Source organism: Microbacterium trichothecenolyticum (assembly GCF_000956465.1).
Lineage (GTDB): Bacteria > Actinomycetota > Actinomycetes > Actinomycetales > Microbacteriaceae > Microbacterium > Microbacterium trichothecenolyticum.
The window spans coordinates 1-24985 of record NZ_JYJA01000017.1 but is presented as its reverse complement, the minus strand read 5'-3'; the positions used below and the strand labels follow the sequence as shown (position 1 = coordinate 24985).

Genomic DNA, 24985 nt, shown 5'->3' with positions numbered 1-24985 from the left:
CCTGCCGATCCTGGGAGCCGAAACCGCGTCGGGGTGCGCGGCGTCGTCGATGAGGCCGTCCGGCCGGTCGCGGGGCCCAAAGGGGGTCCCTCAGAGTTCTTTGGGGATGCGGTCAGGCGGCGGGCGGGGTAGCCGGAGTCAGCACGATGAGCGGACTGTGCGCGATCATCTCGTCGACATCGTCTCTGCGCCATCGGCGTGCGGCGGCCTCGATGAGCGGCCGCGCTTCGTGGGGATCGGTGATGACCCGTGCCGTGGCAGGGACGTCGGCGTGGATGCCCTGCTTCAAGTGCACGATGACGTGGGGGTCTGCGGTGATGTTGTGTATCCAGTCCCTTGTGCGGTCTCGACGCGGCATCCCTGTGATGAACAGCACGCCGTCCTCATCGTGCAGGAAGATCTCGATGCGGCGAGGTAGCCCGCTACGGCGCCCGGTCGTCGTCAGGTCGATGAGCTGACTTCGGTGCAGGGCCGTGGTGACGTCGTTGTTCACACCTATTGAAGCAATCTCGCTGCGGCACACATTCCACACGATCGTTGAGACATCCCGGGCGTAACGCTGATGGCCAACGTCCCCGGCAGCACAGCCAGGTCGGTCGCCAGCGGGTCGTTGGGCGCTTGATCGCCGGGCGTAAGCCGGTCCTCCAGCGTGCGCGCGCCCGAGGACTCGCCCGTCGCCTGGGAACGCGGCGGCTCTGGTGCACGATGACCCAGCCCGGTGAAAACGCCCGCGTGGCCGCCCTATTCGCGCGGCCACGCGGAGAGTGTCGCAGCCGCAATCGGGCTAGGACGCCGTCCCGTGTCAGTGGTCGTCGCGGGGACGCTCCTCGCCGTTCTCGGGCGCGTCGGACTCGTCTCCAGCAGGTGACATCTCGCCGGCGGGCGACTCCGGCTCGTCGGCCGCGACGTCGGCCTGATCGGGCCGCGTAGCGGTACCACCGTCTTCCGCGGAGTGCTCGGCGGACGCCGGCGACTCCCCCGACTCCGGCTCAATGCTCGTTCCATCCGGAGCGCCACTCGTGGCCTCGGTCTCGGATTCGACGTCACTCGTCGCGTTGCCGGCTTCGCCCGACTCGGTGACGGGCTCGGGCTCGGCGAGGGTCTCCGACTCGTCAGGAGTCTCCGCCGGGGCGGCGTCATCCGTCACGCCGGGCGTGGAGTCCGAGGCCGGGGCCGCCACGTCTGCGAGCTCATCGCGATCCCTCGAATCCGTGCTCGCCGGCGCCGGAGTGACGTCCGACACCTCGACATCGGGGGCCTGCGCGGCTCCAGGCTCAGACACAGCCGGCTCCTCAGCGTCCGCGACCTGTGGAGCGGACGCCACATCGGGCTCCCCCGCCTCGGACACGGCTGCGCGCTCAGCCTCGGCCGGAGCGCCCTCGACTGTCAGCTCCCCCGCCTCGGGCTCGGCTGCGGACTCGGCCTCAGGCGCAGCAACCTCGGCTGCGGACTCGGCCCCAGGCGCAACGACCTCAGCTGTCGGCTCCCCCGCCCAGGGCTCGGCAGCGGGCTCGGCCTCAGGCGCAGCAACCTCGGGTGCGGAGTCGGCCCCAGGCGCAACGACCTCAGCTGTCGGCTCCCCCGCCCAGGGCTCGGCAGCTGGCTCGGCCTCAGGCGCAGCAACCTCGGGTGCGAACTCGGCCTCCGGCGCGACACCCTCCGCTGCGGACTCCGCCTCGATAGGTGCAGGCGTCGAGTCCGACACCTCGATGTCGGGGCCTTCCTCGATCTCGGGCACAGCGACCTCGGAGGTCTCGGCCGCGACCGAGCCGCCCACCGCACGCTGGCGACGCTGCCGCCGGGTCTCGAACGCCGCAGCGCCCGCAGCCCCGGCAGCACCGACGGCACCCGAACCCGCAACCTCACCCGAAGCCTCGGCACCAGCAGCACCCACACCGGCGCCCACAAGCACACCCGCCGCCGCAGCATCCGACTCGCCATCCGGTCCATCGCCCTCGGGACCCGAGCCGCCGTCGCCACCGCCGTCACCCTCGTCGCGGCGGCGCCGGCGCTCAGCGCGCCGCTCCTTCGCGCCCTCGACGAGGTTGTACAGGGTCGGGAGCACGAGCAGCGTCAGCACGGTCGACGACACGAGGCCGCCGATGACGACGATCGCAAGGGGCTGCGAGATGAAGCCGCCCTGGCCGGTGATGCCGAGCGCCATGGGCGTGAGCGCGAAGATCGTTGCCAGCGCCGTCATGAGGATCGGGCGGAGACGTCGCGAGCCACCGGCGACGGTGGCGTCGTGGGCGGTCAGGCCCTTCTCGCGGTACTGGTTCACGAGGTCGACGAGCACGATCGCGTTCGTCACGACGATGCCGATCAGCATCAGCACGCCGATGAGCGATGCGACGCCGAGCGGAACGCCCGTGATGATCTGCAGCAGGATCGCGCCGGTCGCCGCGAACGGCACCGACACGAGCAGCAGCAGCGGCTGGCGCAGCGACTTGAAGGTCGCGACCATCACGATGTAGACGATCAGGATCGCCGCGAGCAGCGCGAGGCCGAGCTGCGAGAAGGCATCCTGCTGCTGGGTCACGACACCACCGAGCGTGGCGTCAGCCGCCGACGGCAGTTCGGCGTCGGCAAGGGCCGTCGTCACCGATGCCGTCGCCGTCTGCAGGTTGTCGGTCGACGGAGTCACGGTGACGGTCGACGTGCGCTGGCCGCCCTCGGTGGTGATCGAGGTGGGGCCTTCGCTCTCTTCGACGGTCGCGACCTGCTCGAGCGGGATCGGGCCGGTGGCGCTCGGCACCTGCAGCTGCCGCAGGTCGTCGAGCGACGCGGGCGTCTCGGACGCCGCGAGGTACACCGTGAGCGACGTGTCGTCGATCTCGACGGTGCCGATCGACTGCGGCTGCATCGTGTTCGACACCAGCGCGCCGACCGCGACCTCCGAGAGGCCGAGCTCCGCGGCCTTGTCGCGGTCCACCGTCACGGCGATGTACGGCAGCGAGGCCGACAGGTTGCTCGTGACCTGGCCCACGCCGTCGGCGCCTTCGACGGCCGAGATGACAGCATCCGTCGCGTCCTGCAGGGTCGAGGAATCGGGAGCGGTGACGTCGATCGCGATGTCGGTGGAGCCGAAGCCGCCGCCACCCGCGGCGACGGTGATCTCGCCGGCATCGTCGAGATCGGCGACCGCGCCCTGAACCTCTTCGCGCAGCGCCACCTGGTCGACGCCGGGGTCGGTCGTGATCGAGTACGTGATGCCGCTGCCGCCGCCCGAGAAGGCGTCGCGGAGGGCCGAACCGCTCGAGCCGATCGACACCTGCACGGTCTCGATGCCGTCGATGCCGAGGAGCACCTCCTCGACCTGCTCGGCTGCGGCGCTCTCGGCTTCGAGCGAGGGGGCGGGGCCGATGTCCTGCGTCATCGTGAAGGTGTTCTGGCCCGAGTCGCCCAGGAAGTTGGTCTTCATGAAGGGAGCGGCGGCGATCGTGCCGACGAGCACCAGCACGGCGAGCGCGAGGGTGATCCACGAGTGGCGGAGGGTCCAGCGGAGGATCGGCAGGTACGACTTCTGCAGGCGGCTCGGCGGCGCGGCCGGGTCCTCCGGATCGACCGCGACGCCCTCGGCGTCGAGGATCGGCTTGCCGGGCTTGAGGAACCAGTACGCGAGCACCGGAACGATGGTGAGCGCGACGAACAGCGACGCGGTCATCGCGATCGTCACGGTCATCGCGAACGGACGGAACAGCTCGCCCGTGACATCGCCGACGAACGCGATCGGCAGGAACACCGCGACCGTCACGATCGTCGACGCCGTGATGGCCGACGCCACCTCGCGCACCGCGCGACGGATCGAGTCGCCCTTGTCTGCGTCGCCGACGTAATGCCTCTTGATGTTCTCGATGACGACGATGGAGTCGTCGACCACACGCCCGATCGCGATCGTGATCGCGCCGAGGGTCAGGATGTTGAGCGAGTAGCCGAACGCCTGCAGACCGATGAACGTGATGAGGATGCTGGTCGGGATCGAGATCGCCGCGACGAGAGTCGAGCGCACCGACAGCAGGAAGATGAAGATCACGATCACCGCGAAGACGAGGCCGAGCAGGCCTTCCTTCGCGAGGGTGTCGATGGACTCCTGGATGTACGGCGCCTGGTCGAACACGACCGTGAACTCGGCGCCGTCGAGCGAGTCCTCGAGGTCGGGCAGCACCGCGAGCACGCCGCGCGACACATCCACCGTGTTGGCGGCGGGCAGCTTCGTGACCGCGATCGTGAGCGCAGGCTCGCCGTTCACGCGCGAGATGGTCGTGACCGGATCGGCCTCCTCTTCGACGGTCGAGACGTCGCCGATAGTCTTCGGGCCCGCGACGAACTGGTCGGCCGTCGACGGCACGAGCGGCAGAGCCGCGATCTCGTCGACCGACGAGATCTTCGCGCCGGTCTGCACCGTCAGCGTCTCGTCGCCCTCGGTGATCTCGCCGCCGGGGAACAGCACGCCGTTCTGGTCGAGCGCATCGCGGATCGCCTGCTGCGTATAGCCCGCCTCGGCGAGCTTCGCCTGGTCGGGGGTGATCGTCACGCGCTGGCCCACGCCGCCGACGATCTGCGCGGCGTTGACGCCCGCGACATCCTCGAGATCCGGGATGACGGATGCCTCGAGCTGCGCTTGGATCGTCGCCTCGTCGTCGTAGCCGGTCACGGCCAGCTGGATCACCGGGAAGTCGTCGATGCTCGCTGAGATGACGCTCGGCTCGACGCCGGTCGGCAGCTGCGACTTGATGCGGTTGATCGCCTGCGTCATCTTCTGCTCGGCGGTCGCGAGGTCGGTGCCGTACGTGAAGGACGCCTGCACGATCGAGGCATTCGTCGTGCTCGTCGCACTCGTCGACTCGAGCCCGGAAACGCCCTGGATGGCGGTCTCGATGGGCACCGACACGTCGTTGCTCACCACCTCGGGCGACGCGCCAGGGTACGTCGAGACGACGATGAGCGCAGGGAACTCGATCGAGGGGATCAGTTCCTGCTTGAGGTTCGTGAGCGCGAGCCCGCCGAAGATGGCGGCGACGATCGTGATCAGCGCGATGAGCGCGCGGTTCTTGAGACTCAGAACGGCGAGGTTCGACACACGGAGGCCTTCGCTGGTGAGGTGATGCAGGGGGAGGGCGCGAGCCCGCTCGATACGGAGATGTATCGGTTTCAGTATTTCATGCGGCTCTCATGAGAACGCTCTCCCGAGCAGCAGCCCCAGTCCTGCCGCGATGGCGGCGAGCGCGAGCGTGCCGAAGAGGTTGAGGGCGGCGTGGCGCCGGCGCTTCCGCTGGGCGAGCAGCACGGTCTCGACCGAGACCGTGCTGAATGTCGTGTACCCGCCGAGCAGACCGAGCCCGAGCACGAGCGAGAGCTCGGGGGCGATCGCCGTGCCGAGCCCGGTGATCACGCCGAGCACGAACGAGCCCGACACGTTCACCACGAGGATCCCGACGGGGAACCGCGCGCCTCCCGCCGGCGTCGACCACCGGTCGACGACATACCGCAGCCCCGCTCCGATACCGCCCGCAAGCGCGGCGACCAGCAGCCACGGGCTCACTCGGCGTCCTCGGGGTACTCGACCTCGCCGGGCCGGTCGGCGATCCGGCGCCCGATGAACAGTCCGACGATCGCGCCGATGACACCCGCGATGACGGATGCTGCCGCCAGCCCCGCCGCGAGCCACGGCGTCGTGACCCACAGAGCCGTGGCCACCGCGAACGCGCTGTACGTGGTGAAGCCGCCCATGATCCCCGTCCCGAGGAACGAGCGCAGCACCGGCCGCCGGTCGTCGAGCCAGCCGACGACGACCCCCAGGATGAGGGACCCGACCACGTTGATCCCGAGCGTCACCCACGGCACGGCCGTCGGGTCGGTCACGGGGTCGAGCACGAGCGCCCTGGCGAGGACGCCGATCGCGCCGCCCGCCACCGTCACCCCGAGGATCCGGGGATCGACGGGCTGCGGCATCCCTTCACGGTACTCGCCCGGCGATCGCGGATACCCGGAGCGTTTCGTCTTCGCGCGCCAGAGCGCGCTCCGCTCAACGACCGGTGGTTCCCGGCCGCAGCAGCCCGCGGATCGCGGACTCCGGCGTGATCGACAGGTCGAGCAGGTTTCCCTCGCGGTACCTCGTGAACACGCGCGGGTCGATGTAGGAACCGCGCGCGACCGCCGGCGTGTTGCCGAGGGCCTCGGCCGTCGCCCGCACCGCGAGCACCTCGGCGCGCTTGCGGTCGGTCTTGGTGTCGACGGTGCCGATGCGCGCGAGCGCCTCGGCGGCGAGGATCGTGCCGCGCAGCGTGCGGAAGTCCTTCGCGGTGAACTTGCCGCCCGTGAGCGCCCGCACGTACGCGTTCACCTCCGCCGGGGTCAGCGCGACGCGGCGTCCACCGCGCTGCCACGCGAGCAGCGGCGAGCGCGGCCGGCCCGCGGCCAGGATCTCCATCGCGGCGGCGAGGTCGGCGTCCTCGAGCTCGAGCACCTGGTGCTTGCCGCTCTTGCCCGGAAACGCGAAGGAGACGACGGGCGCCTCGACCGAGACATCACGTCGCTGCAGCGTCGTGAGGCCCCGACTGCCGTGCGCGGCGAGATAGCGCTCCGAGCCGATGCGCGGCGCCGCGTCGTCGAGCAGGCGGAACGCGACCGCCAGCACCCGCTCGCGGTCGAGGGCCTCGCGCCGGATCGACGTGGTGACGCGTGCTCGGGCGCGCGGCAAGGCCTCGGCGAGCGCGAGCGACCGCGCGAACTTGCCACGGTCGCGGCCCGCGGTCCAGTCGGGGTGGTAGACGTACTGCCGGCGCCCGGCGTCGTCCACGCCCACCGCCTGGATGTGCGCGTCGGGGCGCGTGCTGATCCACACGTCCTGCCACGCGGGCGGGATCACCAGGCCGTGTATCCGGTCCAGGTGCCGGGGCGCGGGCGCGCGACCCTTCGCGTCGAGATACCGGAAGCCCGTCCCGGCCCGCACCCGACGGAAGCCGGGGTCCTCGTAGGGACGGACGCGCGCGAGCTTCGGCATCCGTTCACGCTACCGGGGTCGCGGGGTCGGCCGACGGGCGTGGGGGACCCGGCGACCGGATCTCCGCCGCGGTCAGTGGTTGCGGATCATCGAGATCAGCTCGGACTTCCTCTTGCTCGAGTAGCCCTTCAACCCCAGCTCCTTCGCGCGCTTGCGCAGCTCGGGAACTGTGCGGTCGTCGTAGTCCTTCGCGTTCGCACCGCGTCTGCCCACCGTCTTTCGGCCCTGTGCCGCCGCGGCATTCGAGATGCGCGCGGCCTTCTCCTTCGAGGCGCCGTCCTTGCGGAGCTCCTCGTACATCTCGCGGTCCTTTAGGGTCGATCCGCGTCGTCCTGGCATGGCTTCCTCCTTCGTCCACCGCCGCGAAGGCGGGTTTCACAGGCCCTTCCCTCCGGTCACGGGCAGGATCGCGCCCGACGTGAACGACGCGTCGTCGCTCGCGAGGTACACGTAGGCGCCGGCCAGCTCGGCGGGCTGACCCGCGCGGCCCAGCGGCGTGTCCTGTCCGAAGGTCGCGAGGCGCTCGGCATCCCATCCCGTCGCGGGGATGAGGGGGGTCCAGATCGGCCCCGGCGCGACGCCGTTCACGCGGATGCCCTTCGGTCCGAGATCCTCGGCGAGCGCCTTGATGAAAGCGACCTGCGCCGCCTTGGTCATCGCGTAGTCGATGAGCGAGGGCGACGGGTTGAACGCCTGGATCGACGTCGTGACGATGATCGACGACCCGGGCTTCAGGTGCGGGATCGCGGCGCGCGCGGTGAACATCTGCGCGTACAGGTTGGTGCGGAACACGCGGTCCATCTCCGCGGTCTCGAGGGTCGCGAGGCTGTCGCGGTCCTTCTGGTACGCCGCATTGAGCACGAGCACGTCGAGTCCGCCGAGCTCGTCGACGGTGCGCCGGACGATCTCGGCGCAGAAGTCCTCGTCGCGCAGGTCGCCCTTCAGCGGCAGCGCCCGCGCGCCGGCCTCGGTGATCCAGCGCGCGGTGTCGTCGGCGTCCTCCTGCTCTTCGGGCATATGGGTCAGCGCGACGTCCGCACCCTCGCGGGCGAACGCGATCGCGACCGCGCGGCCGATGCCGGAGTCGCCGCCGGTGATGAGAGCACGGCGTTCGGACAGACGCTGCGCGCCCTGATACGAGCGTTCCCCGTGGTCGGGCGTGGGACGCGTGTCGTCGGTGAGGCCCGGCTGCTCCTGGTGCTGCGCCGGGAAGCCGTCCTTGCGGTGAGCGGTCGTCGGATCGGTCGCGGATGTGCTCATACCCGCGAAGTTACGTACGCGGCCCGGAACGCTCACGGGGGTTGACAGCGCCCGTCGGATCGCCCTACGCACAGAGCCGGTGGGCCCGGCGTATCACCGGCGAACGAGGGTCGTCAAGCCCCTACGGACCCCGCCCCTCGGGTGCCACTGTCGAGATGTGCCCACGAGGCATCCGATGCATCACATGCATCGACGAAGCAGAAGGAGAGCCTCCTATGAACCTCGCCCTGATCATCATCATCGTCGTCGCGATCGTGCTCGCGATCGTCGGCGGCCTCAACTCGGCGCTGAGCTGGCTGCTGTGGGTTGCCATCATCGTCGGCGTCATCGCCTTGATCGCCTTCCTGTTCCGAGTGATCAGCGGGAACCGCAGCACCTGACACCTGCACCCCACCGGATCAGAGGACGGACGGATGCCGCGGCCATTGCTGGCCGCGGCATCCGTCTGTCCTGCGGGGACATGCACCCGGACTACAGGTTCGCGTCGGCGTAGACGCGGAGCGCGTCGCGCACGAACTCCGCGCCGTGCGTGCCGCCCTGGCTCGTCGCGTAGTTCGCGCCGAACCGCGGGTCGGCGACGTACATCTCGCCGAGGCCGATCACGTAGCCCTTCACGTCGCCGCCGGGCGCTGCCGCCGGGGTTCCGGGGATGCCCGTCAGCCACTCGACGTGCCGCTTCGCGACCGCCTGGGCCTCATCGCTGTCGGGGGCGATCCCGGATTCCGCGGCGGCGATCCAGTCGCGGCCGAGGTCCGAGACCCGCTGCTGCCACGCCGCCTTCTCATCGGCGCTCATCGAGCGCCACCAGCGGTCACTGTCGTCGTACGCCTTCTTCCCCCAGCGCTGTTCGACCTCGTCCTTGTACTGCGTGTGGTCGAAGCCGTCGAACATGTTCTCTGCCATCAGTCGTTCACCTCCTCTCACTGCACTGATCGTGTTCTCGACCGACGCGATCTGCCGCGCCAGCCTGTCCTGCTCCTGCCGGAGCCATGCAAGGTGCGCCTCGAGGGCGGGCACCTCGCCCGTCTCCCGCTCGATCACCGCGGCGATCTGCGGCAGCCCGAGTCCGAGCTCGCGCAGCAGCAGGATGCGCTGCAGCCGCACGAGCGCGGCCTGGCCGTAGTACCGATAGCCGTTGTGGCCGACGCTCGACGGCAAGAGCAGGCCGATGTCGTCGTAGTGGCGGAGTGTGCGGCTCGTCGTGCCGGCGAGCTTCGCGATCTGCTGGATCGACCACTCCTGCTCCTCTTCCATGACGCCCTCCTCCCTCTCGTCTCCTCGTCGGGTCGTCGTGTGGACCACGCTAAAGGTTGACGTTGCGTCAATGTCAAGGGGCGGCACCCGTCTCCTCCAGGTCTATTCGCAGCCTGACGCTTGACACACACGCGATATATCGTGTTACTCTCTCATCACGCGATATATCGCGACACGGATCAACCCCTAGAACTACCGCAGGAGAAGCAGTCATGACCCTGGAGAAGTGGATCATCCACCCGGGCGAGACGCGCGTCATCGACATCGAAGACGTGCGCACGCTCAAGATCGGCCTCGTCGGCGGACAGGTCGACGTGATCGCCCACGACGAGCCCGGCATCCGCATCGAAGTGCACGACGTCACCGTCAAGGACCTCCGCATCGAGGTCGCCGACGACCACGTCGAGATCGACCACCCGCAGCTGCGCTGGGACAACTTCCTCGAGGTGTTCCGCAACTTCGGCACCTCCGGCCCGAAGGCCGAGATCAGCGTCGCGGTCCCCCGCGACGTGGCGCTCACCCTGGGCGTCGTCAGCGCCAGCGCCCTCGTCTCGGGCCTCAAGGCCAACGCCTCGCTCAACACCGTGTCGGGCGACATCATCGTCGACGGCATCACCGGCGACGTCTCGGTCAACGCCGTCTCGGGCGACGTGCAGGTGCGCGAGCTCGTCGGAGCCCTCAGCGCCAACAGCGTCTCGGGCGATGTCGCCGCCACCGGAACCCTCCGCAAGGCCACGATCGACACCGTCTCGGGCGCAGCGCTCGTCGACTCGACGGGCGACATCCTCTCGGTCGGCCTCAACACCGTCAGCGGCAGCTCGACCGTGCGCCTCGACGAGGGCCACCCGGCCAACTACGTCATCCGCAGCGTCAGCGGCCGCGTGCAGGTGGACGGCGTCGTGCGCTCCGGCAACGGCACCGGCCCGACCACCAACTACGCCGGCTCGGTCGGCGAGCTCAGCGGCAGCTTCGCCGACGTGCGCGCCCACAGCGTCTCGGGCGACATCACCGTGCTGCGCCGCGCGGCTTCTCCGGTGACGGATGCTGCACCCCCCGCGTCCGTCGACGCCCACGCGTCGGCTTCGGCCGAGGCATCGGCTCCGGCCGCGGCTTCGGCCGATGCTTGGGCTCCGGCTCCGGCCGAGGCATCGGCTCCGGCTTCGACGGCGCCCGAGGCGGCGGCCCCTGACGCCGGCGTCGATGAAGCGGCCGCCGGCGACTCGGCGGCCCGCTTCGACCAGGAAGGTCTGTGAACCAAATGACCCCGGTCTTCTCGCACGGCGATCTTCGCCTGTACCTGCTGAACCTGCTCGATGAAGGGCCGCGTCACGGCTACGACATCATGCAGGCCCTGTCGGACCGCACCGGGGGCACCTACACCCCCAGCGCCGGCACCATCTATCCGCGTCTGGCGAAGCTCGAAGAAGAGGGCCTCGTGACCAAGACCGTTGACGGACGCAAGACCGTCTACGCCATCACGGAGGCCGGCCACGCCGAGGTCCAGTCGCGCGCGGGCGAGCTCGAGGGCATCGAGGCCGGCCTCGCCGATTCGGTGCGACTCATCGCCGACGAGGTGCGCGGGAGCGTCCGCGAGGCGATGAAGAGCCTCCGCGCCGACCTCGCCGCCGCGTCCCGCGACGAACGCCAGTCCACGCCGCAGCCCTCCCGCGAGGACGACCCCCGCGTGCGCAGCCGCGAGCAGGTGCAGCGCGTCGACGCCCTCGTGAACGAGTTCCGCGCCAACGTGCGCGGCGACGTCCGCGTCCACGTCGCCCGCGGCGGCGAGCTCGCCGCGTCGATCGTCGACCAGCTCGCGACCGAGCTCGACCGCGTGGCCCGCGACGTGACACGCGCGCTGCGCGGCTGAGCCGCAGCATCCCTCAGTCGAACGCCCTGAGCCTCCTCGGAAGCTCAGGGCGTTTCGTCTCGGGCCTGCGAACGAGTCCGATCCCCGCGATCAGGCGGGCCAGATCTCCTCATCGTCGGGGACGGGCTCGCCGAGCGGGACGATCAGGATCGGGCGGTGCTGGCGATGCGCGAGGCGCGCTCCGACGGAGCCGGTGAAGAACTCCCGGACCGACTCCCCGAAGCCGCGCTTTCGGGTTCCGACGACGAGCAGGCGCGCGTCGATCTCGTCGGCGAAGTGCTTGAGCGCCATTGCCGGGTCGCCGACGAGCTGGCGCACCGTCCAGTCCGGCCCGGAATCGCCGAGGACGGATGCTGCGGCATCCTGCACCTTCGCGAGCTCGCCTTCGCCGGCCGCGATGTTGATGTCGATGGGCGCCGAGTGGACGTACCCGTCGGGGTCCTCGTAGGTGACGAAGCGCGTGACGTCGACGTGCACCACCACGAGCGGCGACTGGAGGAGCTTCGCATAGCGCGCCGCCTCCTTCAGGACGCGCGGCGACTGGTCGGGGATCACACCCGCGATCACCGCCCCGTGCAGGCTTGCATCGGTCGTCGCATCGCCTTCCGGCTCGGATGCCTCGTCGGTCATATGTCCGCACTCCTCGTTCACCGATGGCGTCGGAACGGCCGGGCTACCGGGGCTCCGTGTTATCCTGAATGCTACTCTTACCGGTTCGAAGCCGGTTTCGTGAATGCCCGGGTTTGCGAGGCTGAGAGCCCGCAAGAATAGCCCGCGACCTTAAATGAGGGGGTCTCGCATGGGGCGTGGCCGTCAGAAGGCGAAGCACACCAAGATCGCCCGTGAGCTGAAGTACGACACGTACAACGTGAACTACTCCGCACTCGAGCGCGAGCTCGGTCACCATGACGACGAGTACGTCGACAAGTGGGCCGACCAGTACAACGACGAAGACGAGGACGAGACCTCGCCGCTCTCGTCGTCGCAGGCGTAACACCTCGCACGTCGGCCGCCGCGGTGGCCCGACCGGTGTTCACCGACCCCAGACGACCCGGACACCCGGCAGTCCCGGGATGCCTCACCAGGCGCCGTGTCGGCGCTCCCAGTCGTCCTCGACGGTGTGGGGGCGGGCAGCGACGGCGCCTGCGGGGATCGCTGCTGCGACGACGATCGCCAGCACGATGAGGGGGCCCGTCCACGAGTCCGTCGCCTCGTGGAGCAGCCCGATGCCGAACGGGAACAGCGCGGCGATCGCGTAGCCGCCGCTCTGCGCGAACCCGCTCAGGGCGACCGAACCCTCGTGCGTGCGTGTGCGCAGCCCGAGGAGGACGAGGATCATCGGGAACAGCAGAGGTGCGAGCCCGAGCAGCACCACCCAGAGCCACGGCGCGCTCGTCGGCACGAACAGGAACCCGGCGATGCCGGCGAACCCGCACGCGACCGCGACCCCGAACAGCAGTCGCGTGGCGTTCCAGCGCGTGACCAGCAGCGGCACCACGAGGGATGCCGGCAGGCCCATGAATCCGAAGAGAGAGAGCAGCGCACCCGCCGCCGCCGGCGTGACGCCCGAGATGTCGACGAGCAGCTGAGGCATCCACGCGAACGACGTGTACGCGATCGTGCTCGACACCGCGAACGACACGAGCAGCGCCCACGCGAGCGGGATCCGCCACATGCGGCCGAACGCCTGCGGGCTCGGCTCCTCGATGTCGTCGTCGTCCTTCTCGGCCTGGGCGGCGCGGTGGCGCATCACGAGGCCGATCCACGGGATCATCGCGACCAGGGCGAAGACGGCCCACAGGCCCAGCGAAAGGTGCCAGTCCGCAGCATCCGCCATCGGAACGGCGATGAGGGGCGGCAGGAAGGTCGACACGGCCATCGTGGTCGAGAAGATCGTCGTCATCAGGCCGATGCGGTCGGGGAAGTACCGCTTCACCAGCGGCGGCAGCAGGATGTTGCCCGTGCCCACCGCGGCGAACACCAGAGCGGTGCCGGCCAGCAGCAGCCCCCAGCTCGGTGCGAAGCTGCGCGCGACGAGCCCGAGCGTCACGACCGCCATGGCCGCGACCGCGAGGCGTTCGAGCCCGAACCGGCGCTCGAGGGCGGGCGTCAGCAGCCCGAAGATCGCGAAGCACACGGGCGGCGCCGTGCCGATGAGCCCGATGACCGCCGGCGGGACGGCGAAGTCCGCCGCGATGTGGTCGTACAGGGGCGACAGCGAGGCGACCGCCGAACGCAGCGAGAACGCGAACAGCACGATCCCGACGAGCGCGAGGGTCCTCCCCTGCCAGAGCGGGCGGGCAGGAGACGACTTCACCTATCCACCCTACGGGCGTGGACGGATGCCTCGGCCCGGCCCCGACAGGGGAGTCAGGACTCCTGCGAGCCCTCGACCCAGGCGAGGTACTCGTCGGTGACGGTGCCCGTGATGTAGCGGCCGTCGAAGCAGCTCATGTCGAGGTCCTCGACGTCGGAGCCCTCGAGGATCGCCGCCTTGAGGTCTTCGACCTCCTGGTAGACGACGAAGTCGGCGCCGAGCTCCTCCGCGATCTGCGGAATCGTGCGGCCGTGGGCCACCAGCTCGTGCCGCGACGGCATGTTGATGCCGTACACGTGCGGGTAACGCACCGGCGGCGCGGCCGAGGCGAACGTGACGCTCTTGGCTCCGGCATCCCGTGCCATCTGGATGATCTCCTTCGACGTCGTGCCGCGCACGATGGAGTCGTCGATGAGGAGCACGTTCTTGCCCTTGAACTCGCTCGACATGGCATTGAGCTTCTGACGCACGCTCTTCTTGCGCACCGCCTGGCCCGGCATGATGAACGTGCGGCCGACGTAGCGGTTCTTGTAGAAGCCCTCGCGGTACTCGACGCCGAGCTTGCGGGCCACCTGCATGGCCGCCGGGCGCGACGAGTCGGGGATCGGCATGACGACGTCGATCGCTTCCTTTGGCGTGTACTTCGCGATGGTGTCGGCGAGCCGGTCGCCCATGCGCAGGCGCGCCTCGTACACCGAGATGCCGTTCATGACCGAGTCGGGACGGGCGAGGTAGACGTACTCGAACGAGCACGGCACGAGCTGCGGGTCGCTCGCGCACTGCTGCGTGTGCAGGTTGCCCTCGAGGTCGATGAAGACGGCTTCGCCCGGGTCGACGTCGCGCACGACCTCGAACTCGCCGTTCTCGAGCACGAGCGACTCGCTGGTGACGACCCACTCGTAATGGCCGTCCTCGTTCTTGCGGGTGCCGAGGATGAGGGGACGGATGCCGAACGGGTCGCGGAACGCCAGCAGACCGTAGCCCGCGATCAGCGCGATGGCCGCGTACGATCCTTCGACGCGCTCGTGCACGCGGCTCACGGCATGGAACACCTGGGCCGGGTCGAGCTCGAGACCCGAGATGGAGGACTGCAGCTCGTTCGCGAGGACGTTGACCAGCAGCTCCGTGTCGGACGACGTGTTGAGGTGGCGGCGGTCCTTGTGGAAGAGCTCCTCGGTGAGCTCGCGCGTGTTCGTGAGGTTGCCGTTGTGCACCAGCACGATGCCGTACGGGGCGTTGACGTAGAAGGGCTGCGCCTCTTCCTCGTTCGACGCCGTGCCCTTGGTCGCGTAGCGCACGTGGCCCAGGCCGATCTCACCGAGGAGCGCACGCATGTCGCGCGTGCGGAACGACTCGCGCACCTGTCCCTTCACCTTGTGCATGTGCACGACGCCGTTGCGCTCGGCGGTCGAGATGCCCGTGGAGTCCTGACCCCGGTGCTGGAGGAGGAGGAGGGAGTCGTAGATCTCCTGGTTGACGGACCCGCGGCCCACCATTCCGACGATTCCGCACATGCGTGTTGCCTGCTCCTGCTGTGTTCTGACTGCGGCTCAGCGAGCCGTGTGGTCTGCGTACGCGCCGACGAGACGCACCGCGCCGCCGTCGACGCCCTTGGCGCCCTGCTCCCAGTGGCCGTCGGCGGGCCGGTCGCCGGTGTGCACGACACCCACCTGCCACGTCGCGATGCCTTCACGGGAGAGAGCGGATGCTGCGGCCTCGGCCTTGTCGGAGGCGACAACCGCGAGGAACCCGATGCCCAGGTTCCAGGTGCCCTCGGTCGCCTCGAGCTCGAGGCCGCCGAGGTCGGCGAGGACGCGGAACACCGGCGAGGGCGACCACGTCGAGCGATCGACCTCGACCCACGTGCCCTGCGGGAGCACACGGGCGAGGTTCGCGGCGATGCCGCCGCCGGTGACGTGGCTGAGGGAGTGCACCGCGTCGCCGGTCTCGGTGATGAGGCGCAGCAGGGGCAGCGTGTAGAGGCGGGTCGGCTCGAGCAGGGCCTCGCCCCACGTCGTGCCGAAGTCGGCGGCGTTGTCGCCGTACTGGATGCCCGAGCCCGCCACGATGTGACGCACCAGCGAGTAGCCGTTGGAGTGCAGGCCCGAGCTCGCGAGCGCGAGGACGACGTCGCCGTCGCGCACCCGCTCCGCGCCCAGCACGCGGTCGGCCTCGACGACGCCGGTCGCGGCGCCCGCGACGTCGTAGTCGTTGACGCCCAGCAGGCCCGGGTGCTCGGCGGTCTCGCCGCCCACGAGGGCCGTGCCGGTGGCCGAGCAGCCCTCGGCGATGCCGCGGACGATGTCGGCGATGCGCTCGGGGAAGACCTTGCCGCACGCGATGTAGTCGGTCATGAACAGCGGTCTCGCGCCGACCACGACGATGTCGTCGACGACCATGCCCACGAGGTCCTGCCCGATCGTGTCGTGCTTGTCGATCGCCTGCGCGATCGCGACCTTCGTGCCGACGCCGTCCGTGCTGGTGGCCAGCAGCGGCTTGTCGTAGGCCTTGAACGCGGCAGCGTCGAAGAGTCCGGCGAAGCCGCCGACGCCCCCGAGCACCTCGGGGCCGTGGGTGCGACGCACCGCCGACTTCATCAGCTCGACGGCGAGGTCGCCGGCGGCGGTGTCGACGCCCGCAGCCTGGTAGGGGTTCACAGGCTGTTCGGGGCGGGAGGGGGCATCGCGTTCGGATGAGGCCACGGCTACCAGCCTACCGGCGCCCCACCTGGACGGATGCCGGGGGCCGCCGCTGTTACGCCGGGTCGCGGCATCCGTCCAGATCATGCTGGTCAGCCCGGCCGCGACGTCGATGCCCGGTTCTACAATGGCCCCATGGGCGGCGCCGGTGCTCCGGAGTGGCTGATCCGCGAAGACGCCGGTCAGCCGGTTCTTCTCGCCCTCTACCTGCGCCAGGTGCTCGGCATCCGTTCTCCGGAGGAGCTTCCGCACCTCCGCGGCATCCCTCCGCGCGCGAACGACCGGTCCGAAGAAGCCCAGGCGCTGCTGGAACGGCAATGGCGCGAATTCTGGGCGATGACCGTCGAGCCGCAGGCGCACCCGTCGCCGGTCCCCCTCGATCTCGTCGACGGCTTCGACACCGCGCTCGCCCTTCCCACCGAGGGCTGCGACGAGCTGCGCGCGGCCTTCGAACCGCATGCGATCGAGGCCGTGGCGTTCGCGCAGTCTGCGAACGCGCGCTACCGCAAAGAGGCGTCGCACAGCACCGGCACGGCGTACCGCGCCTACGCGGGGGCGATCGCAGAGCACGAGCGTCAGGTCGGCCGACGGGCGCACTCGTTCGAGCTGAACGTGCAGGTGCTGCCGCTGAATCAGCGCGGGGTGTGGTGGATCGGCTCGCTCACGATCGCCGTCACCGACGGACTGCGCGGCGATGTCGCGGCGTTCGACGCCGCGATCCACCCGATCATCGCCGAGCTGGCGTAGCGCTCGGGCTCAGTGGGCGGGGCCGTGGCCGTTGGTGCCGGGCTCCGGGTCGACGTGCACCTGCTCGTGGTCGACGGCGACCTGGTGCGTGTGACGGCGTGAACGGCGATCGAGGATCAGCGCGAGGACGCCGCCCAGAGCGAGGCCGATCGGGGCGCAGATGAGCGCCAGGAAGCCGAACACCTGACCCTGCGAATACATGACCCCGGTGTTCGGGCTCGCACCGGCGGTGCCGTTGAACGCGAACGTGAGGATCATCGCGACGAAGACGCCCACCAGCGCACCGACGATCAGGAACACCGAGATCTTCGGTGCACGTCGCACGCGCACGGTCTCGATGCGGTCCTGGCTGTGCTCGGGCATGCCTCCATTGTCCCACTCGGCGAGCCGCACCGCGCCATAGGAGAGGCGGCGCCCCGCTCGGAAGCCGAGAGCGGGACGCCGCCGGGGTGACGGCAGGCTTCAGCCGGCCGTCTGGTCTCCGTTGCCGCCGGCCGTCGCACGGCGGCGGGAGACCACGATCCAGACCACGGCCCCGATCCCGAGAGCCAGGGCGATCCCCACGAGCACCCACGGCCACACGGGCGCCGTCGTCCGGTCGGCGGAGAGGGCCTCGGCCTCGGCGGCCTCGGCCACCGGCACCTCCTCAGCCTTCACCGGCGCTGCAGCGACCGCGCAGTCGCCCGCCGCCGGGAGCACGGCCGACACCGGGTCGAGCTCGTCGCCCGCCGCGTACGTGCCGAACGCGGCGGCGCCGGCGTCGGTCAGGGTCGCCGGGAGCGCGTCGAGCACGAGCCCGTCGTCGGTCACCTCGAGGTCGGGCAGGGCGAACTCGGCGAACCGGATGCCCGCGGCCGTCACCGGCTCACCCGCCTGCGTCGTGCCGCTGACGTCGAACACCAGGTAGCCGGTGTCGCCCGCGAGTTCCACGCGGGCGTTCGTCAGCGTCGTGTCGAGCGCGCCCTGGTGACCGGTGAAACGGATGCTGCCGCCATAGGTGACGAGACCGGTCCGGGTCGCGGCATCCACCGCTCCATCACCCGCCGTCCAGACGAACTCGGGGTACTCGTACGCGACATCGGTCAGCTCCCAGCCGCCGGCGGCGATCCCCTCGATGTATGTGCGGAAGGTCTCCTTGAAGCCCCAGTCCAGGGTGGCGGCCTCCACGAAGCAGCCGGCGGCGATCGCGGCGCGGGCGAGGGTGAAACGGATGCCGCGGTCCACGGACCCCTGGAACGTCAGAGTGTGCTCACCGTCCTCGAGCGCGGCGGGCAGCGAACCCGTCCACGTCGCTTTGCCCGAGGCATCCGCCGCCACTTCGCCCAGGAGCGTCGGCGTCGAGTACACGACGACCTTGATGCCCTCCTCGTTCGGGGTGAAGCCCGACGCTGAGACCGTGACCGGCTCGCCCTTCTGCAGCGCGGCGAGGGTGTCGTCGTCGAGGTCGATGCCCGTCGAGGCCGGCGGAGCGGCGGGGAGCGACGTCGTGCGCGTGGTCGACGCGGGAGCCGCCGCGACGGTGCCCGTCGAACCCGCGGGCGCGGCCGCCGGGACGCCGATCGTGAACGCGAGCGGGTCGAGCTCGGTCGTGTAGCCCTGGAACACCTGGTTGCGACCGGCCGCGGTCAGAGTCGCCGGCACTCGTGAGTACGAGACCGTGCCGTTGGCGGTGACGCGCACCGCGGCCGACAGGTCGAGGTTCGCGAAGGCGACCTGCGAGCCGCCGCTCGTGACGTACAGGGTCGCGGCGTTCGGTGACGTGATGCGCACCTGCGGGTTCGCGATCGTGACGTCGAGCACGCCGCCGTGGCCGGTGAAGCGGACCGACCCGGTGTACGAGACGGTGCCCGTGCCGGTCGTCGCGTCATACGTGCTGCCCGTGGCCTGGCCGAACTGGAACACACCGCCGGAGCGCGTCGCGCCGCCCGTCACGGCGATGCTGCCGTGCGCGATGCTGCCCGTGATGTAGCTCGCGAAGCTCGACGAGATCGCCCACGCGAGCGAGCCGCCCTGCACCGACGCCGGCGGGGTCGCCGGCGTGCCGGGGTCGACCGGGGGCTCCGGGTCGGTCGGCGGCGTCACCTCGGGGAAGAGCTTCGTCCAGTGATCGGCCGTGAACGGCACGTCGCCGCGGGCGTAGATCGTGTCGGCGCCCGGGTTGGAGTGCTGCCGCCACACGATCACCTCGTACTGCTTCGCGCGGTCGAGCTTCGCTGCGGGGGCGACGAGGTCGACCGTGAACGAGCCGCCCGAGATCGGGCGCACGTACTGCATGGCCGCGAAGCCGTCGCCGGCGGTGACCACCGATTCGGTGCCCTTCTCGATGATGGCGGCGTAGGCGCCGGTGACGTCTCCGAGGTTCGAGGCGGCGACCTGGACGGTCGCGCCGGCGGTGGCCGAGGCATCCGTCACCGTCACGTCGACGGCCGGAACAGGCGTGGGATCGGCGAAGGCGATGGGGACGGCGAGCTCATTGACCGCCTGCACGACACCGCCGGCACCGACGGTGAACACGGCGAGGGTCGCGCCTTCGAGACGCTTCGCCTCGAGGGTCGCCTCGTCGATCTCGACGGTCCACGCGAAGTCCGCCGTGCCGTCGCCGTTGTCGGTCCACTTCAGGTACGGCGCCTGCGTCTGCACGCCCTGCGCCCAGACCGAGTAGGCGTTCGACCGCTGGCCCGAGACCGCGCCGGCCGAGGGGCGCCACGACTCCTCGAGCCAGCCGATCTGCGCGTACACACCAGCGGGCTGCCCCGCCGACGGCCCGTAGATCGCCTTGCCCGCGGTGCTGTAGTCGGTGCCGGTGATCGTGATCGTGTCGCCCTCGGGGTCGAGGCCTTCGGTCTTCGACACCGCGAGGGATGGCGACGGAGCCGGCTCGGCGAACGTGATCGGCGTGTACGTCTCGAACGCGGCGTACTTCGCGCCCGCCCCCGAGTAGGTGTAGACGCCGTAGTTTCCGGCGAGCACCTGGGACGCCTCGCTGCGCGAGATGGTGAGTGTCGTCTCGAAGGTGCCGTCGGCGGCGATCGCGATCCCTCCGCGCGCAGCGCCGCCGATGGACGCGACATCAGCCGCGTGCACACCCCACTTCGTGTCGATGCCGGGTCGTGCGGACGTCGGCGCACCGGAGGAAGGCGTCCACTCATCGAGGAACTTGCCGAAGACGATGTACGAGCCGCCGAACTTCCCCGCGAGCGGCGGCCGGGTGCCGTCGGTCGCCGGCGGGTTCGGGACGAACCCCGAACCCGACACCGTGACGGTCTCGCCGTCGGGGTCCAGCCCGGTCGTCTTCGACACCGTCACGGTGGGTGCCGGGGCCTCGGGCTCGGGATCGACCGGCGGCGCGGTGATCTCGTATGACACGGCGGACGAGGTCGAGCCGGTGAACGCCGCCGGATCGGCGGGCGTGAACACGGCCGTCAGCTGCGCGATCCCGGCGGTGGCGATGCTCGCCGTGATCGTCGTGCCGACGACTGCGGAGCCGAGCTGCGTCTCCCCGTTGAAGTACGAGACGGTTCCGGATGCTGCGGGCTCGACGGTCGCGCCGAGCGCGAAGTCCGCGCCGGCCAGGCTCGAGGCGGCCGGGTCGACAGTCAGCGTCGTGGTCGTCGCGACGGCGGGGAGCGGCTGCCACGCGATGGCCGTCGAGGCGTTCTGGCTCGGGTCGGTGAAACCTCCGCCGTGGGCCTTGGAGGTGTAGACGGTGTACTGGGCGCCTTCGGCGTGCGCGGGGACGCTCAGCTGAACGCTGAACGTTCCGGACTCCGTCATCGGCGCGGTGCGGCCGGCGCCGGTGGAACCCTCCGCGTTGCCGGGCGACACCCAGACCACGTCGCTCATCGTGCCCCCGTAGAAGCCGCTGAGACCTGCGGCGCCGACGCCGACGTAGACCCCCGGCGCGACGCCCGAGAAGCCGGAGCCGGTGACGGTGATCGTGCCGCCCGCGCGTGGGGCCTGCGTGGCCGAGACGGATGGTCCGGCGGCGAAGGCCGGGACGGCGGTGAGGGCTCCTGCCACGACGAGCAGGAAGGCGAGGAGCGCGGCGATGCTCGCGCGGCTGCGATCCAGGAACGGCTGCGTATTCACGGGTGTCTCCGGCGCCGCGCACGCCGAAGCGCACCGGCGCATCAGTGCGATTCGGGTTGGTTGCTTAGGTTTGGCTAACCTAATATCGACTCGAACGTAAGGCACTCTCACAGCCGACGTCAAGCCTAAGGTAAGGCTCACCTAATGTCTCGCACCTCATCTTCCGGCCGCGGATCGGCGCGCCTCACCGGCGTGATCGCCCTGCTCGTGGCCGCCGTGGCCCTCGCCGGCTGTGCCGCCCCGGCCGCCGACGCTGCCGACGCGGACTGCCCCGCAGCATCCGTTCCGCTGGCGTCGCTGACTCTCGCCGAGAACCCGCGCACCTCGACCGGACCCTCCACGGCCTGCCTGGCGTCGCACGCGATCGAGCCTGTCGCGGCTGACGACGCCCCCGACCTGCCCGTGACGGTGACGGATGCTGAGGGCCGCGCGGTCGAGATCACCGATGTCAGCCGCATCCTGCCGGTCGACATCTCGGGCACGATCGCGGCGACCGTGTTCGGCCTGGGCCTCGGCGACGCGGTCGTCGGACGCGACTCATCGACGTCGTTCGACGGCACCGAGGACTTGCCCGTGGTGACGAAGTCGGGGCACACGCTCAACGCCGAGGCGATCCTCGAGCTCGCCCCGACCGTGATGCTGACCGACACCTCGATCGGCCCGAAGGAGGTGCGCCAGCAGCTGCGTGACGCCGGCATCGCCGTCGTCGTGGTCTCGAGCGAGCGGCGCGCCGACACGGTCGCCGACCTCGTTTCGGAGATCGCCGGAGCGCTGGGCGTTCCCGGCCGAGGTGACGCGCTCGCAGAGCGGCTCGATGCCGACGTCGTGGCGGCGCGCGCCGAGGTGGCCGAGATCGCGCCGGCGGCAGCATCCGATCGTCCGCGCATGCTCTTCCTCTACGTGCGGGGCAGCGCGAACGTCTACTACATCTTCGGGCGCGACTCGGGGGCGGATTCCCTGATCGAGGCGGTCGGCGGCGTCGACGTGGCGAGCGAGATCGGCTGGGAGGGCATGAAGCCCATGACCGCCGAGGCCCTCGTCGCCGCGCAGCCCGACCTCGTCGTGATGATGACCGACGGCCTCGCATCCGTGGGTGGGGTCGACGGGCTGTTCGAGCGCATCCCGGCGCTGCAGCAGACGCCCGCGGGCGAGCACCGCCGGGTGGTCGACATGGCGGATGCCGAGATCCTGAGCTTCGGGCCGCGCACGGCGGAAGTCATCCGGGCGCTCGCACGTGCCGTCTACGCGCCGGCGTCGAGCGCGACCCCGGAGCCGGCGTCGTGACGGGGACGATAACGGCTGCCGAGGTCGAGGCCGCGGAGGGCGGGACGGCCGAGGTCGTCACCGAGGTGCCGGCCTCGCACCGCCGTCGCCGGTTCGCGCTCATGACGGCGGGGCTGTCGGTCGCCATCGTGCTCGTGGTGGTGGTGTCGCTCGGCCTCGGGCAATACTGGCTCACCCCGACTCAGGTGCTGGGCGTGCTGCTGCAGGCCATCGGGATCGACACCTCCTGGGCGCCGGAGGCGCCGACCGCGGCCGGAGTGATCCTCGACATCCGGCTCCCCCGCATCGTGCTGGGCCTCCTCGTCGGCGCGGCGCTGGCCGTGGCGGGGGTGCTCATGCAGGCGATCTTCGGCAACCCGCTCGCCGACGCGGCCGTCGTCGGCGTCTCGTCGGGTGCGGCGTTCGGGGCAGCGGCGAGCCTCACGTTCGGACTCGCGGTGTTCGGCATGTGGACGACCCCGGCCTTCGCCTTCGCCGGAGGGCTCATCGCGGTGTTCTCGGTGTATCTGATCAGCCGCTCGGGCGGCCGCACCGAGGTCGTGACACTGCTGCTCACCGGCATCGCGATCAACGCCGTCGCGGGCGCGGGCCTGGCGTTCCTCACGTTCGTCGGCACGACCTCGACCCGTGAGCAGATCGTGTTCTGGCAACTCGGCAGCCTCAACGGCGCGCTGTGGCGGAACATCGCGATCGTCGCGCCGCTCGTGGCGGTCGGCGTGGCCGCGGCGGTGTTCGTCGCGCACCGTCTCGACCTGTTCGCGCTCGGTGAGCGCACCGCGCGTCACCTCGGCGTTCGGGTGGAGCTGCTGCGCGTCGTCGTGATCATCATGGTCGCGCTGCTCGTGTGTGCGGCCGTCGCGTTCGCCGGGATCATCGGCTTCGTCGGCCTCGTCGTCCCCCACCTCATGCGCATGGCGATCGGCCCCGCGCACCTGCCGCTCATGGTGGCGAGCGCCCTCGGCGGCGCCCTGCTGATCGCGGTCGCCGACCTCATCGCCCGCACCGCCGTGCCGCTCGCGGACCTGCCGATCGGCATGATCACCTCGCTCGTGGGCGGCCCGTTCTTCCTGTGGCTGCTCCTGCGCACGCGCCGCAAGGCGGGGGGCTGGGGATGAGCACGACGACGGATGCCGCGACCCCGGCGGTCGCTGTCGCTCCGGGGAAGGTGCGGCTCAGCGCCCGCGGCGTCACCGTGACGCCGCACGGCGCCGCACGGCCGGTGCTCGCGGACGCCGGGATCGAACTCCGGGCGGGTGAGCTCCACGCCCTCGTCGGCCCGAACGGCGCCGGCAAGTCGACGCTGTTCGGGGTGCTCGCGGGGGATGTCACCCCGGACTCCGGCGACGTGAGCCTCGACGGAACGCCGCTGGGCAGCATCCGTCCCCGCCTTCTCGCGCAGCGGCGCGCGGTGCTGCTGCAGCAGAACGCCGTGTCATTCCCGTTCACGGTGGAGCAGGTCGTGCGCATGGGTCGTGCGCCGTGGGCGCGCACGCCCGCCGAAGATCACGACGATGCGGCGGTGGCACGGGCGCTCGAGATGACGGATCTCGTGCCGCTCGCCGGGCGCGGCGTCACGTCGCTGTCAGGCGGCGAGCGCGCGCGGGCCGCCCTGGCACGGGTGCTCGCGCAGGCGTGCGACGTGCTGCTGCTCGACGAGCCCACCGCGGCGCTCGACCTGCGGCACCAGGAGGACGTGCTGCGCATCGCGCGGGGTCGTGCGCGGGAGGGCGCGGCGGTGGCCGTGGTGCTGCACGACCTCAATGCGGCGCTCGGCGTCGCCGACCGCGTAACGCTGCTCTCGCGGGGTCGGGTCGTCGCATCGGGTGCGCCGTCGGAGGTGCTGACGGCCGCCGCGATCGAGGAGGTCTACGGGCAGCGGGTCGACGTCTTCGCGCACCCGGTCTCGGGCACGCCCGTGGTCACGCCGCGCCGCTGACCGGCACTCGGCCTCTGCTCCCTGTCGTTGGGCGAGCGAGGACCGAGCGAGACGAAGCGCGCACCCGACGCAGACACCTGACCCGCGGGGTCAGGGCCGCAGCGGCAGGAGGTCCGAGATGTCGGCGCGCGTACCCGAGGCGCTGATGCGGCCCGCGGCGGCAGCATCCGTCCACTGCTCTGCGCCGGTCGCGAGGGCGATCCACGTCGCGGGATCCGTCTCGACGACGTTCGGCGGCGTGCCGCGCGTGTGCCGAGGCCCCTCGACGACCTGCACCGCACCGAACGGCGGCACGCGTACCTCGACCGAGTTGCCCGGCGCCTTCTCGGCCAGCAGCTGCAGCAGGTAGCGCACGGCCGTCGCGTTGTCGGTGCGGGCGGGCGGGACGGATGCTTCCACCGCCGCCGCGACCGCGCTCAGGGCGGCGCGGCCGTCGTCGGTCGAGATCTTGCGGGCCACCCCTCCACGCTACGCCGCCCCGGGGCGTGGGGCGTGGCGGCGGGCCGTCGGGCTGCCGGGGGCGCCCCTC

Annotated in this window: 21 protein-coding genes and 2 pseudogenes; 8 read left to right on the top strand and 15 right to left on the bottom strand. The window is 70.8% G+C overall.

The features are described from left to right. Window positions 1–112 precede the first annotated feature (112 nt). From RS82_RS21480 to RS82_RS00995, 7 genes and pseudogenes are all read right to left on the bottom strand, one after another. Window positions 113–493 carry a nitroreductase family deazaflavin-dependent oxidoreductase gene (locus RS82_RS21480; RefSeq protein ID WP_052676631.1) on the bottom strand — a complete coding sequence of 127 codons (381 nt, stop codon included), beginning with the start codon at window positions 491–493 and terminating at the stop codon, window positions 113–115. Window positions 494–1915: 1422 nt separating this feature from the next. Next, a pseudogene (locus RS82_RS01020) lies at window positions 1916–5080 on the bottom strand (efflux RND transporter permease subunit); the annotation flags it as partial. Between the two features lie 90 nt (window positions 5081–5170). Continuing rightward, window positions 5171–5542 (bottom strand): fluoride efflux transporter FluC, encoded by a 372-nt coding sequence (locus RS82_RS01015; RefSeq protein WP_045296317.1) that lies wholly within the window; start codon window positions 5540–5542, stop codon window positions 5171–5173. After that, a complete protein-coding gene (locus tag RS82_RS01010) occupies window positions 5539–5952 on the bottom strand; it encodes a fluoride efflux transporter FluC (protein ID WP_045296314.1) in 414 nt (137 codons plus the stop codon). Before RS82_RS01010 ends, RS82_RS01015 begins: the two co-directional genes overlap by 4 nt. A 73-nt stretch (window positions 5953–6025) precedes the next feature. Beyond that, on the bottom strand, window positions 6026–7003 hold the full coding sequence (locus RS82_RS01005) for a DNA topoisomerase IB (protein WP_045296312.1): 978 nt from the start codon (window positions 7001–7003) through the stop codon (window positions 6026–6028). Between the two features lie 72 nt (window positions 7004–7075). Next, entirely contained in the window at window positions 7076–7342 is a 267-nt protein-coding gene (locus RS82_RS01000; RefSeq protein WP_045296310.1) for a DUF7218 family protein, read from the bottom strand. Window positions 7343–7378: 36 nt separating this feature from the next. Then, the gene (locus RS82_RS00995) at window positions 7379–8263 is read right to left on the bottom strand and encodes an SDR family oxidoreductase (RefSeq protein ID WP_045296309.1); all 885 of its coding nucleotides are present in this window, start codon (window positions 8261–8263) and stop codon (window positions 7379–7381) included. Between the two features lie 215 nt (window positions 8264–8478). Here RS82_RS00995 and RS82_RS21475 point away from each other — a divergent pair, with 215 nt between their 5' ends. Then, window positions 8479–8643 carry a hypothetical protein gene (locus RS82_RS21475; protein ID WP_169748664.1) on the top strand — a complete coding sequence of 55 codons (165 nt, stop codon included), beginning with the start codon at window positions 8479–8481 and terminating at the stop codon, window positions 8641–8643. 91 nt (window positions 8644–8734) lie between these two features. On the opposite strand, the gene RS82_RS00990 is transcribed toward RS82_RS21475, so the two are convergent. Next, window positions 8735–9517 (bottom strand): MerR family transcriptional regulator, encoded by a 783-nt coding sequence (locus RS82_RS00990; protein WP_045296307.1) that lies wholly within the window; start codon window positions 9515–9517, stop codon window positions 8735–8737. Window positions 9518–9729: 212 nt separating this feature from the next. Between RS82_RS00990 and RS82_RS00985 the strand changes: the two are divergent. Continuing rightward, window positions 9730–10602, top strand: a pseudogene (locus RS82_RS00985) (DUF4097 family beta strand repeat-containing protein); the annotation flags it as partial. Window positions 10603–10775: 173 nt separating this feature from the next. After that, window positions 10776–11384: a PadR family transcriptional regulator gene (locus RS82_RS00980; protein ID WP_045296305.1), complete on the top strand. Its 609-nt coding sequence runs from the start codon at window positions 10776–10778 to the stop codon at window positions 11382–11384. A 90-nt stretch (window positions 11385–11474) separates the two neighbouring features. Here RS82_RS00980 and RS82_RS00975 read toward each other — a convergent pair whose 3' ends face one another. Continuing rightward, window positions 11475–12014, bottom strand: a complete 540-nt coding sequence (locus tag RS82_RS00975) for a universal stress protein (RefSeq protein WP_045296304.1) — start codon at window positions 12012–12014, stop codon at window positions 11475–11477. Between the two features lie 169 nt (window positions 12015–12183). Here RS82_RS00975 and RS82_RS00970 point away from each other — a divergent pair, with 169 nt between their 5' ends. Further along, on the top strand, window positions 12184–12378 hold the full coding sequence (locus RS82_RS00970) for a DUF3073 domain-containing protein (RefSeq protein WP_045296302.1): 195 nt from the start codon (window positions 12184–12186) through the stop codon (window positions 12376–12378). A gap of 84 nt (window positions 12379–12462) precedes the next feature. Here the strand turns inward: RS82_RS00970 and RS82_RS00965 are convergent, their stop codons facing one another. From RS82_RS00965 to purM, 3 genes are read right to left on the bottom strand one after another with little or no spacing between them, the layout of a single operon-like run. Continuing rightward, a complete protein-coding gene (locus RS82_RS00965) occupies window positions 12463–13701 on the bottom strand; it encodes an MFS transporter (protein ID WP_045296300.1) in 1239 nt (412 codons plus the stop codon). 53 nt (window positions 13702–13754) lie between these two features. Further along, complete coding sequence (gene purF / locus RS82_RS00960; RefSeq protein WP_045296298.1) at window positions 13755–15215, bottom strand: amidophosphoribosyltransferase; 1461 nt, start codon at window positions 15213–15215, stop codon at window positions 13755–13757. Between the two features lie 36 nt (window positions 15216–15251). Next, on the bottom strand, window positions 15252–16403 hold the full coding sequence (gene purM, locus RS82_RS00955; protein ID WP_045296295.1) for a phosphoribosylformylglycinamidine cyclo-ligase: 1152 nt from the start codon (window positions 16401–16403) through the stop codon (window positions 15252–15254). Between the two features lie 132 nt (window positions 16404–16535). Here purM and RS82_RS00950 point away from each other — a divergent pair, with 132 nt between their 5' ends. Then, window positions 16536–17147 (top strand): hypothetical protein, encoded by a 612-nt coding sequence (locus RS82_RS00950; protein ID WP_045296293.1) that lies wholly within the window; start codon window positions 16536–16538, stop codon window positions 17145–17147. Window positions 17148–17156: 9 nt separating this feature from the next. Here the strand turns inward: RS82_RS00950 and RS82_RS00945 are convergent, their stop codons facing one another. Both RS82_RS00945 and RS82_RS00940 read right to left on the bottom strand, forming a co-directional pair. Next, window positions 17157–17510, bottom strand: a complete 354-nt coding sequence (locus RS82_RS00945; RefSeq protein ID WP_045296291.1) for a hypothetical protein — start codon at window positions 17508–17510, stop codon at window positions 17157–17159. A gap of 99 nt (window positions 17511–17609) precedes the next feature. Then, window positions 17610–21236, bottom strand: coding sequence for an HtaA domain-containing protein (locus tag RS82_RS00940; protein WP_045296289.1), 3627 nt, complete (start codon window positions 21234–21236; stop codon window positions 17610–17612). Between the two features lie 144 nt (window positions 21237–21380). On the opposite strand from RS82_RS00940, the gene RS82_RS00935 reads away from it, so the two are divergent. From RS82_RS00935 to RS82_RS00925, 3 genes are all read left to right on the top strand, one after another. Next, window positions 21381–22520 (top strand): heme/hemin ABC transporter substrate-binding protein, encoded by a 1140-nt coding sequence (locus tag RS82_RS00935; RefSeq protein WP_045296288.1) that lies wholly within the window; start codon window positions 21381–21383, stop codon window positions 22518–22520. 101 nt (window positions 22521–22621) lie between these two features. Beyond that, window positions 22622–23635 (top strand): FecCD family ABC transporter permease, encoded by a 1014-nt coding sequence (locus RS82_RS00930; protein WP_045296329.1) that lies wholly within the window; start codon window positions 22622–22624, stop codon window positions 23633–23635. Continuing rightward, the gene (locus tag RS82_RS00925) at window positions 23632–24456 is read left to right on the top strand and encodes a heme ABC transporter ATP-binding protein (RefSeq protein ID WP_045296287.1); all 825 of its coding nucleotides are present in this window, start codon (window positions 23632–23634) and stop codon (window positions 24454–24456) included. The genes RS82_RS00930 and RS82_RS00925 overlap by 4 nt, the downstream gene beginning before the upstream one ends. A 90-nt stretch (window positions 24457–24546) precedes the next feature. On the opposite strand, the gene RS82_RS00920 is transcribed toward RS82_RS00925, so the two are convergent. Further along, window positions 24547–24915 (bottom strand): sterol carrier family protein, encoded by a 369-nt coding sequence (locus RS82_RS00920; RefSeq protein ID WP_045296286.1) that lies wholly within the window; start codon window positions 24913–24915, stop codon window positions 24547–24549. Between the last annotated feature and the right edge of the window lie 70 nt (window positions 24916–24985).

Excerpts from the sequence above, each read along its gene's own strand:
- RS82_RS01010 (WP_045296314.1), bottom strand. The coding sequence starts at position 5,952 with ATGCCGCAGCCCGTCGATCCCCGGATCCTCGGGGTGACGGTGGCGGGC.
- RS82_RS01005 (WP_045296312.1), bottom strand. The coding sequence starts at position 7,003 with ATGCCGAAGCTCGCGCGCGTCCGTCCCTACGAGGACCCCGGCTTCCGT.
- RS82_RS01000 (WP_045296310.1), bottom strand. The coding sequence starts at position 7,342 with ATGCCAGGACGACGCGGATCGACCCTAAAGGACCGCGAGATGTACGAG.
- RS82_RS00995 (WP_045296309.1), bottom strand. The coding sequence starts at position 8,263 with ATGAGCACATCCGCGACCGATCCGACGACCGCTCACCGCAAGGACGGC.
- RS82_RS21475 (WP_169748664.1), top strand. The coding sequence starts at position 8,479 with ATGAACCTCGCCCTGATCATCATCATCGTCGTCGCGATCGTGCTCGCG.
- RS82_RS00990 (WP_045296307.1), bottom strand. The coding sequence starts at position 9,517 with ATGGAAGAGGAGCAGGAGTGGTCGATCCAGCAGATCGCGAAGCTCGCC.
- RS82_RS00980 (WP_045296305.1), top strand. The coding sequence starts at position 10,776 with ATGACCCCGGTCTTCTCGCACGGCGATCTTCGCCTGTACCTGCTGAAC.
- RS82_RS00975 (WP_045296304.1), bottom strand. The coding sequence starts at position 12,014 with ATGACCGACGAGGCATCCGAGCCGGAAGGCGATGCGACGACCGATGCA.
- RS82_RS00970 (WP_045296302.1), top strand. The coding sequence starts at position 12,184 with ATGGGGCGTGGCCGTCAGAAGGCGAAGCACACCAAGATCGCCCGTGAG.
- purF (WP_045296298.1), bottom strand. The coding sequence starts at position 15,215 with ATGTGCGGAATCGTCGGAATGGTGGGCCGCGGGTCCGTCAACCAGGAG.
- RS82_RS00950 (WP_045296293.1), top strand. The coding sequence starts at position 16,536 with ATGGGCGGCGCCGGTGCTCCGGAGTGGCTGATCCGCGAAGACGCCGGT.
- RS82_RS00945 (WP_045296291.1), bottom strand. The coding sequence starts at position 17,510 with ATGCCCGAGCACAGCCAGGACCGCATCGAGACCGTGCGCGTGCGACGT.
- RS82_RS00935 (WP_045296288.1), top strand. The coding sequence starts at position 21,381 with ATGTCTCGCACCTCATCTTCCGGCCGCGGATCGGCGCGCCTCACCGGC.
- RS82_RS00930 (WP_045296329.1), top strand. The coding sequence starts at position 22,622 with ATGACGGCGGGGCTGTCGGTCGCCATCGTGCTCGTGGTGGTGGTGTCG.
- RS82_RS00925 (WP_045296287.1), top strand. The coding sequence starts at position 23,632 with ATGAGCACGACGACGGATGCCGCGACCCCGGCGGTCGCTGTCGCTCCG.